Source organism: Vulcanisaeta sp. EB80, from assembly GCF_002078205.2.
Genome location: NZ_LCWN02000079.1, coordinates 1 through 9250 on the forward strand (window position 1 = coordinate 1; position 9250 = coordinate 9250).

The 9250-nt window shown below is 48.0% G+C and carries 12 protein-coding genes; 7 read left to right on the forward strand and 5 right to left on the reverse strand.

The annotated features are described in order from the left end of the window. The coding region (locus B7L70_RS13565; RefSeq protein ID WP_081228181.1) for an ATP-binding protein at positions 1-727 on the forward strand (727 nt) is incomplete at its 5' end. 34 nt (positions 728-761) lie between these two features. Here B7L70_RS13565 and B7L70_RS10870 read toward each other — a convergent pair. Then, positions 762-1850: a zinc ribbon domain-containing protein gene (locus B7L70_RS10870; protein WP_081228182.1), complete on the reverse strand. Its 1089-nt coding sequence runs from the start codon at positions 1848-1850 to the stop codon at positions 762-764. Beyond that, complete coding sequence (locus B7L70_RS13570; RefSeq protein WP_162009165.1) at positions 1847-1999, reverse strand: hypothetical protein; 153 nt, start codon at positions 1997-1999, stop codon at positions 1847-1849. Before B7L70_RS13570 ends, B7L70_RS10870 begins: the two co-directional genes overlap by 4 nt. Positions 2000-2575: 576 nt before the next feature. Between B7L70_RS13570 and B7L70_RS10875 the strand changes: the two genes are divergently transcribed. Further along, positions 2576-3685, forward strand: coding sequence for an ATP-binding protein (locus B7L70_RS10875; protein ID WP_238376219.1), 1110 nt, complete (start codon positions 2576-2578; stop codon positions 3683-3685). A 134-nt stretch (positions 3686-3819) separates the two neighbouring features. Here B7L70_RS10875 and B7L70_RS10880 read toward each other — a convergent pair whose 3' ends face one another. Continuing rightward, on the reverse strand, positions 3820-4731 hold the full coding sequence (locus tag B7L70_RS10880; RefSeq protein ID WP_238376220.1) for an EVE domain-containing protein: 912 nt from the start codon (positions 4729-4731) through the stop codon (positions 3820-3822). 140 nt (positions 4732-4871) lie between these two features. On the opposite strand from B7L70_RS10880, the gene B7L70_RS10885 reads away from it, so the two are divergent. Together B7L70_RS10885 and B7L70_RS10890 are read left to right on the forward strand one after the other, a co-directional pair. After that, entirely contained in the window at positions 4872-5231 is a 360-nt protein-coding gene (locus B7L70_RS10885; protein WP_081228185.1) for a hypothetical protein, read from the forward strand. 131 nt (positions 5232-5362) lie between these two features. Beyond that, positions 5363-6130 carry a hypothetical protein gene (locus tag B7L70_RS10890; RefSeq protein WP_081228187.1) on the forward strand — a complete coding sequence of 256 codons (768 nt, stop codon included), beginning with the start codon at positions 5363-5365 and terminating at the stop codon, positions 6128-6130. A gap of 82 nt (positions 6131-6212) precedes the next feature. Here B7L70_RS10890 and B7L70_RS10895 read toward each other — a convergent pair whose 3' ends face one another. After that, on the reverse strand, positions 6213-6470 hold the full coding sequence (locus B7L70_RS10895) for a hypothetical protein (RefSeq protein WP_081228188.1): 258 nt from the start codon (positions 6468-6470) through the stop codon (positions 6213-6215). 580 nt (positions 6471-7050) lie between these two features. On the opposite strand from B7L70_RS10895, the gene B7L70_RS10900 reads away from it, so the two are divergent. From B7L70_RS10900 to B7L70_RS14195, 3 genes are read left to right on the forward strand one after another with little or no spacing between them, the layout of a single operon-like run. Further along, positions 7051-7317, forward strand: a complete 267-nt coding sequence (locus B7L70_RS10900) for a hypothetical protein (protein ID WP_081228190.1) — start codon at positions 7051-7053, stop codon at positions 7315-7317. Positions 7318-7368: 51 nt separating this feature from the next. After that, entirely contained in the window at positions 7369-7641 is a 273-nt protein-coding gene (locus tag B7L70_RS14190) for a LysE family transporter (protein WP_255408865.1), read from the forward strand. A 7-nt stretch (positions 7642-7648) separates the two neighbouring features. Next, positions 7649-7990 (forward strand): LysE family transporter, encoded by a 342-nt coding sequence (locus B7L70_RS14195; RefSeq protein ID WP_255408866.1) that lies wholly within the window; start codon positions 7649-7651, stop codon positions 7988-7990. Positions 7991-8128: 138 nt separating this feature from the next. Here B7L70_RS14195 and B7L70_RS10910 read toward each other — a convergent pair. Further along, on the reverse strand, positions 8129-9250 hold a 1122-nt coding region (locus tag B7L70_RS10910), incomplete at its 5' end, for a putative PEP-binding protein (protein ID WP_304440747.1).

Here is a 9250-nt window from a genome sequence, read left to right on the forward strand (position 1 = left end):
TATTAGCTGGGGCAGGGATAGGCCGCTCATTAGTGAGTTATTGAGGGAGTTGGATAGGGTTGCGGGTAGGTCTGGCGTTAGGTTGCCGTTGGTTATTGACGAGGCACAGAGACTCGGTGGTCCGTTGGGTCTCGAGTTTTGGAATGCGGTTGCCCACGCGTACGACTTCCTCGATAACCTGGTACTAATAATCACAGGATCTGAAATGGGGGTTCTCGAGAAGGTGCTGGGCGACCCTGAATCACCAATGTACGGTAGAGCCTTTGTGGAGGTCTTAACGAGGAAATTAACCCGGGCTGAATCACGGGAGTTCCTGAGCAGGGGCTTCAGCGAGCTCGGAATCAAGGTCCCAGAGGATGAACTAACCCAAGCGGTTAACCTACTTGATGGTGTTGTGGGTTGGCTGACGTACTACGGGTACGAGAGGACTGTGGGTGGTAGGGACGTGAAGAGCATAGTCAATGAAGCCATCAAACTAGCCAGGCAGGAACTGGAGAACTTCCTATCAACAAGAGTCAGCACGAGGTACAGGGCAATCCTAAAGATGCTAGCAGCCGGCATAAAGGAGTGGGGTGATATAAAGAGGGGACTGGAACAACGCGAGAGAAGGACAATAAGCGACAGGGTAATCCACGAAGCACTAACCGCACTAAAACAACACTCAATAATAGACGAAAACCTAAACCTTACAGACCCAATACTAAGGATGGCGGCGGAGACCCTGTGAGCTATTCCGCCTTGCCCGTGGGCACAAGCAAGACTTATAACTTCATTGCCCAGTGTATGGGTATTTTGTCTCTTGGTGCTTTGAATCCGCAGTTTTCGCAAATCATTATCCTTCCTTCCTCTTGGGTTAGTTCGTGTTGGCACATTGGACATACTGTGCTTGGTAGTCTCTCGAACCTGTACGGCACACCGTACCATTGTGCTAAGGTGGTTAATTGTTTGATGAATTTCTTCGTGTTTGCCATTAATAACTTGATTACGCCCCGTGGTAGTTTCTCCTCAAGAAGCTCCCTCCTAGACTCCTCAATCATGTCATCAATAACCAACAAAGCCCTATACCTCAACGCCTTCCTGACTAGCTTACTCGCCAGGAAGTAAGCCTTATCCCTAGTGACCCTGTAAATTTTGCCCCTCCTAGCCTTGGCCTGTTTCCTAAGGACTGTATAATCGAGATTTAACCTCCTCAGCTTCCCAGCCTTTCGCTCTAGTTGTACTGCCTCGTTGTAGAGGGTCATTAATAAACCCAGGTCTGGCCTCTCCTGCTTAAACGAGACTATTCTACCGTCGTGTATCAATCCCCATGCGATGCCGTACCTCCAGGAATTCACATCAACCACTAATTTGTAATCGCTGGGCTTATAGGGCTTGACCACACGCTCAGCAACCAGGGCTAGGTATGGCTCGCCATCCTTATGACCGATTCTTGCGAACTTAATATCACCACCCTCCCTTACCCGCTCAACAACCCACTCAGGCATTGGTAGCTCGAGAACAAAGTCCCTCTCAGGCTTACAGACAAGGCGTATCTTAATGATACCTCTTATGAAATCGAGGACAACAGGTGCATTAGGGACGCCCTCCCTAGCACCGTCGGCATAAACCCTTCTCGTTTTCAATGGAGGCCAAGTCCTTGCAAACCAAGCCTTAGGGCTTGTGCCGAAGATGAGACTGTTCTTGAAATTCCTAAAGCCATATAGGTGGTGCTGGATGGTTTTGGGTATGTCTGGTTCCCAAACCTCGAAACCACGGTAGGCAAGGTTAGCTAGCGCCATTAATCGCTTTATGTACCCGACATCGCACCTATCCCTGGGTAATTTAATTAACAATGCCCTAAACGCTCTCATTCTTTAACCACCAGGAGCCCCTCAACCTCCTTACCCACGTACTGCACCAACTCCTCACCGCCGAAGTCCATGTATACGTAAATCCTCACGTAAGTCCTACCATGCCTCTTCTCCGCATAGAGCCTTCCCCTAAACGCCACAGCCCTCACAGGAAATTTGGCTACCAATTATTTATAAATTTTTTGGTAGCAAAAAGCTTAAAAATTGGTAATTATAGGATGAAAACAACCCGCACGCCGGAGTGGAGGACTGTGAAGGGTGCGGCGCCCAGCCCCGTGGGCAACCTGAGAAGTGATGCACCGAGGATGGGGGCACAGACCCGACGAAAGATGAAAGGTGATTAGGGACGCAGGCATGAGGAAAACGGGGCGTAAGAATGGCTGCGGAGACCCTATGAACAACCTGGCAGGAACCGTGAAAAGAGTATTAATTAATCACGATTTTGTCTGTCTTATTTTTGGTTTTTCGTTCTGTGGCAAAATTTTGCCATGGCTTGGTGATTGATTCATTCAATCGTAAATTGTTCATGATAGGTGGTCTGGGTCTTTGGTGTGTGGTGGGTGTGCGGGTTGGTTTGTGTATTGCGTTGGGGTTTAAATGGCTTGATGGTAGGGTTTAGGTGGTGGGTTGTTTGTGAGTTTCTGTTGGTGTTGAGTATAATGTTGGGGTTGGTTTGGGTTAGTTTGAAATACTGGTGGTAGTGCCAGTTGCTGGTGGGTGTGCCAGTGCTCTTTTCTCTCGAGCCTAGGTCTAGGGTTGAGGAGCTTTATGATTTCAGGGGGGAGCTTGGTGAGTTGGTGGATGTGTATAATAGCGGTAGGGTTGCTGTTGTCCTTGGCCTTAGGAGGATGGGTAAGTCGAGCCTTGTCAGGAGCTTCCTCAATAGTTATGGTATTCCTCACGTGATGATTGACGTTAGGAGGATAATAATTAATGAGGGTAGGGTTGGTGTTAGGGGTTTCTTTAATGAGTTGTCTAGGGCCTTGGGCGATTTCCTGGAGAGGAATGAGGACTTTGGGGGTAGGTTGGTTAGGTACTTGAGTAGGATTCGTGGGGTCTCGGTATCCCTATCGCCTCCGTCGGTATCCCTATCGTGGGGGAGGGCAAATAGGGTGCCGTTGACGGAATTGCTGAATGCCATTAATGAGGTGGCTGAGGACCTGGGTAGAAAGGTCGTCCTGGCGATTGACGAGGCCCAGGAGCTTAGGGGCATTGGCTTATCAATACCGACATTGGTGGCTTACATCTACGATAACCTGGGTAGTGTGGTGACGATAATCACGGGCTCCCAAGTGGGTCTTATGTACGATGTGTTGGGTCTCTATGAGCCAGATTCACCACTATATGGCAGGGTGGTTAAGGAAATAAGGTTGAAAAGACTCTCTAGGGAACAATCCATCGAATTCCTCAGGCTGGGCTTCTCCGAGGCTGGGGTTAACGTTAGTAACGAGGAAATAGAGAGGGCTGCGGATCTCCTGGACGGGATAATTGGTTGGTTAACATACTACGGGTGGTACAGGGTGCACGGTGGGTTAAGCCTCGAGGAGATACTCGACATAGCGTCGAAACAGGAGGTTGAGGAGTTGAGGAGGTTCCTTACGAAGTCTCGGGCGGAGGATAGGTACAAGGTCATCCTAAAAACCGTGGCAGAGAGACCGAGGAAGTGGTCAGAGATAAAGAGGGCAGTAGAGGCGAGGGAGGGCGCTGAAATAGACAGCCACAACTTCACAAAACTCCTCGAACACCTAGTAAAACTAAGCATACTGGAGAAGGCAAATGATGAATACATAATACCGGATCCCGTACTAAGGCACGGCATAAATAAGTACCTATAGACAAGTCTGCAAATAATGATGATTAATGTTCACAGTGTTCGGGGCTTATTTTGATTATTATTTTGTTTTTCGTTTCGTGGCAAAATTTTGCCATGGCTTGGTCTTTGAATCATTCAACCGTAACTTGTTCATGGTTAGTCCTGTCTTAGGCTTGTTAGTTCTTTTATTGTTTCTTTGTGTTTTGTTAGGTCTTTGTTTGTTTGTTCTATTTCTTCCTTGGTTATTGTTTTTATTTTGTTTTTTAGTTCGTGGAATGAGCCTTTTAGTGCTTTTTCTATTTCTTTGGTGTCCTCGGGCCTTAGTGTTATTAGGTATGTTTTTACCCCTCTCCATTTGTCCCTTGCGTGTTTTAGTTTTGCTAGGGCTTGTTCTGTGTTTTGTGTTGTTTCGAAGACTGCGAGTGGTGCTAGTCCTTCTTCGTACTCGTCCTTGCTTCCCCACCAGGCCTGGGTTAGTTTGTACGTGCCTGTGTCGTAGTTTGTGATTGGGTGGTAGCCGAGTATCTGCCCTATCTCGGCTAGCTCTCTCATCAACTTCTCAATATTCTCGGCAGCCCTCCCCACCTCCTCCCTGGCTTCCCTGGTCTCCCTCCTCGTTAGGATCTCCGTGGCTGGCCTTGGTTCCGCCTGCCTCCTCATTTCACCCATTATCAACTCTGCGTCCTGGGTTGGTATTGGTGTTGCCCTTGGGTTTGTTGGGTCTACCGAGTGCAGCGCCTCGGTTATGTTCTTCCTACCCCTCACAAAGCCTAGTTTGTTGGCTATAGTACCAAGCTCGACCCTACCCAGGGCTATTGGCTTTACATAAACAACCCCAGTCCAATTGCCGACCTTCGCCTTGGCCCAATCACCAACCACCTCCAGGATTGCGGTGAAGGATTTGCAGTAGGATTTGCAGCCGAAGCCGCTGACGAAGACCACCAACCTATCACCACGCCTAACCCTGGTCATGAGCAATCCACAGTGCGGGTCTGAGCAGCCGTAGACTCCACGCTCGAGAATCTCCATGAACGTCCTCTCCCTAACAATAATAAGCCAATAATTCACTAAAGATACACTAAGGCAGTAGGGAGCACAAAAACTTTTACTCAACCGTCTCTCCGGAGACGGTGGGGGCTTGTCGTCTCCACCGTCTCCTTCTCGGCGGGTCTCCCCGGGCCCCCTCACCGCGGTGTCTCTATTCCCTTGTGGATTACATAACCATTAAGTTGCCATTTAGTGTTGATGGTGGTGTGGCTGGGGAGTTGCCATTGACTGCTTGGTGGTTTAAGATAGCCGCGCATAGAGTATCATCCTTAGCTAAGCAGCAACAGCAAGTCCTGCCTGGCACTCCGGTTGGTTGGAGGGGTATGTTTAGGAGCGTTGCCTACGAAATTGCTCCAAACCGTAGGTACGCTGATGATGCAGTGACGTACGTATACTCACAAAAGCCGTTGAATGAGAAGTTACCCTGGAGCCACATAAGGATACCGGATGCTGACGAGCAATTACTCAGGGAGCTCTTAATGAAGTATGCCAGGGAGGTGGGTGTTAAGATTTATGCGTAATGGGTGGTGTGTCTTTACAATGTGATATCTGCAGTATTTAGTCTATGGTTATGTATTTATGTGTATGTAGTGTATGTTTTTTACGTGCACAAGTTTCATTAAGGCTTTTGTTGTTGTGTTTGCGACCCTGTATGGTTTGGAATGGTGTGCACTTTAACCTGAACACGATAATACCCTGGCCAATCATACTTATATGGACGCTACTCTACTTCGCCCTGCTAGCCTGGGCATGGAGACCTAAGGAAGGTAGACCCTTCGGTAACTTCAAGACCATAGATTTCGTCTACATAGCCCTGGCTGCGGCATTAATGGTTGTCTACGACTTCTTCATTGAACCCCTAATCCCAAGGGTTGGTGCCGTAACCACGTACTTCTACTACCCAATAATTGGTAGACTGTTCTTGACACTGCTCGCAGCGGCTCTTGTTGGTAAGCCTGGTTCAGCTGGGTTAACCATGGTCATATTTAACCTTCTCGCTGACATAACACATTACGGTTTTGGCGGTGAGCCCTTCTGGTTTGTTTATGAGATTACTGCCTATGCCACAGCAATTGATTTGTGGTTGATCTATAGGGATAGGTATTACATGACACCATTTCAAGGGGTGCTCAGCAAGTCTGCCAATCCGGGGGTTGGTGAGGGTAGCTCTGCCGAGGAGCTTGAGGAGGAGTTGAAACCAGCCAAGGCATTATTCATAATTGACGCCCTAATCGGCGGTATAACAACATTAACAGCCGACCCACTCTGGTACAGGGGCTTTTGGGCAACCTTTGTGGAGGGTTATACATATACACCGAGCTTCTGGGCGATAACTAGCATAGCCAGTATTGGTGCGGGAATTGTACTTGGGTTAGTAGTAGCTCCATTTATTTACTACATAAAGAGGGTCTTGTCATAGGGGACTATGAGTTTCACGTGGCTACGGTTAGGTTTGATGGGTCGATCGGTAGGGTTGTCCTCAAACTCACAATACCGAGGGATTACAGTGGGTTACTCGATGCAGTCCTCACGGAGCGTATTAAGTATGTGAGTAGGGTTGTATGGTCTATGAGCCTACCAGCCCCATCAAGAATCGCCAGGTTAATCCTATCCGCATTAACATCAACACCGCTAGTAAACCTACCGCTGTTTCGTTTATGCCTGGCCATGTGCTCATAATAAACATCCAACGGTACCGTTATATGAACCTCACCGCGAACCCACAGTTGGCTATCCCTGGCACCAACACCGTCAATCAAGACGTTTTGGTTCAGTGAGGTAACTGCACGAGGCTTTCCTAAGCATAGGGCTCCTAATTGAGTACAGTGGTGCCTTCATGGCTATTCTCTCGATGATTGAGCTCCTGAATACCGAGACTTTATCTGTTGAGTTCGTTGTTCCCCTTGGGTTTATGGAGTATAATTGGCATGAGGGTTCATGAATTGTTGGATTATGCTTATTGACATGGCGTTAAGACCTTGTCCCTAGAAAACCCAGAGATTCTCGGTAGGTTAAGGCTTCTATGGATTAGGAATGGCGATGGGAAGCATGAGAACTATAACTAACACGATGAATTAATGAGAAAGTACAGGCTAGACAGACACATGGTATCGGCATACCTAATAGCCATAAGAGGACTCACCCACCAACAAAATAAACACCACAAATAACCAAGAAAACCGAAATAGTCTCACTGAAAAACCGGCTATGAACTAAGTACCAAGAAATCTTTCTATCTTACTAATCCAATTTAATTAATAATCAGTAATAATTATATATTTAATTGGTATTAGTTACGGTGAAAGTAATTTATAAACCATCCTGAGAACTAGTATTTCGATGAGCAACACAATAATATGCCCAAGGTGCGGTAGGACCGTTAGGTCAATACACAGCTTCACATCGAACGGTAGGACGTACTACAGGTTCTACCATGAGGATGGCTCAAGGTGCTACGTTGGCCCAAGGGAGTACATATATGCAACGAAAACCCAGTGGAAAACACTGGTAATAATGGGCGCCGTGGAGGTCGGTAGGGAGGAATCATACATAGAGGGTTCGATAAAGGCAATTAGGGAGATGAACACCGCATTCCAGGAACTATGAGAATTCTCAATAATCTAAATACTTAAAAACGATTGTTATAAAAACACCCCAATGCTTGGCTCGGGCTTTATACTCAAGGTAATTATCATAAGCGCATCGGGCGCATTGGCGCCGGGCCCATTGACGGCATCAGCCGCATCACTTGGTGCAAGGGGTGGTTGGAGGGCTGGGTTCAACGAGGCCGTGGGCCACATGACCGTGGAACTACCACTGGTCCTAGCCATAGCCTACGGCCTCCACTACATATTCGAAATACCAACGGTAGAGACAACCTTCGGACTAGTAGGCGGCGCATTCACTATTCTTCGCATACCTAACACTTAGGGATGCATTGAAGAACCCAGGCATAAAGGACCCACCAAGGTACGGCTCAGCCATAATCACAGGAGCTGCATTATCACTATTCAACCCATACTTCATAGCCTGGTGGATCGGAGTAGGCACACCGCTAGTAATCGAAGCATTCCAGGCAATGTACCTAGCAGGCATAGCAATACTCTACGCATCCCACGTATGGCTCGACTACACCTGGCTAACACTAATCGCATCCCTAGGATCACTAAGCAAGGTAAAGGCAACAACCTACAAAGCCCTACTCATAGCCCTAGCCCTAGCAATAGCATACTTCGGAATCACAATGATAACAAACACAATAACCACAATAATGAAGTAAGGCCACGGGTCATGAAAAATGTTTTAATTACCGAGCCATGGCAAAATTTTGCCACGAATCAACTCCACAATAAACAACAAAACAAATCTTAATTTTGGCTATGGTTTTGATTGGTTCTTATTTTATTGGTTTCGTGGTTTAGCCTTTGAATACCTTGTTGAGTATGTTTCTGAATTCTGTGTCTGGGTCTGTGTTCATGAGTTTGGTCTTTAGTTCCCTCAGTTCCTCGAGTATTATCTTCCTTTCTATTGAGTCTATGAGTAGTCTCGTTGTTATTACTGCGTCTGGGTTTACGCTTACGTAGTCTATCCCTGCCCTTACCAGGAACTCCGTTATTTCTGGGTATACCGAGGGGGCTTGTCCGCATATGCCTACGCTCTTGTTCATCGTGTGTGCCCTCCTGATTATTTCGTACATGGCCCTTAGTACGGCTGGGTCCCTCTCGTCGAAGTACCTCGGGTCCTGCCTAACCAGTATCTCGTTATCCCTGTCCGTGCCGAGCACTAGTTGCGTTAGGTCGTTGCTTCCTATGGAGAATCCGTCCACGTGCTTTGCGAAGTCCTCAACGAGTAGTGCTATGCTTGGTATCTCTGCCATCGCGTATACCCTGAAGTCCCTACCCCTATCCAAGTCCTCGCTCCTCATTATCTCCATGAATCTCTCCAACTCCCAGGGTGACCTGACGAAGGGCGCCATGACATGGACGTTGTTTAGGTTGTACTCCTCCCTAACCCTCCTTATCGCCCTAACCTCAAGCCTGAAGGCCTTCTCGTAGGACTTACTTATGTACCTGGACACACCCCTCCAACCAAGCATTGGGTTTCTCTCCTCGGGCTCGTACTTCTCACCACCCCTCAACTGCCTATACTCATTGCTCTTGAAATCGCTGAACCTGACTATTACTGGTCTCGGGTATATCGCCTTCGCCACGTAAGCCACGCCCTCGGCAAGCTTGCCTACGAACTTCTCCTCATTACCAATGTCTATTAGGTACAGTGGGTGGTCCCCAATGTAACTCGACAGCACAAACTCAATCCTCATCAACCCGATACCGTCGAACGGCAGGTCCTTGTACTCATCAATCTTCTCAGGGACGCCCAGGTTCATGTAAACACCCGTCGCCGTCCTTATGGACCTGTATATGTGAAGTATTATATCGCCGGCTTGGGTAGTCACGGCCTGGGCCGCTTGGGCCTTGGACTCTGCCTTGACACCCTCGACCTCACCCTCGTAGATCACGCCGTGCGTTGCGTCTACCGT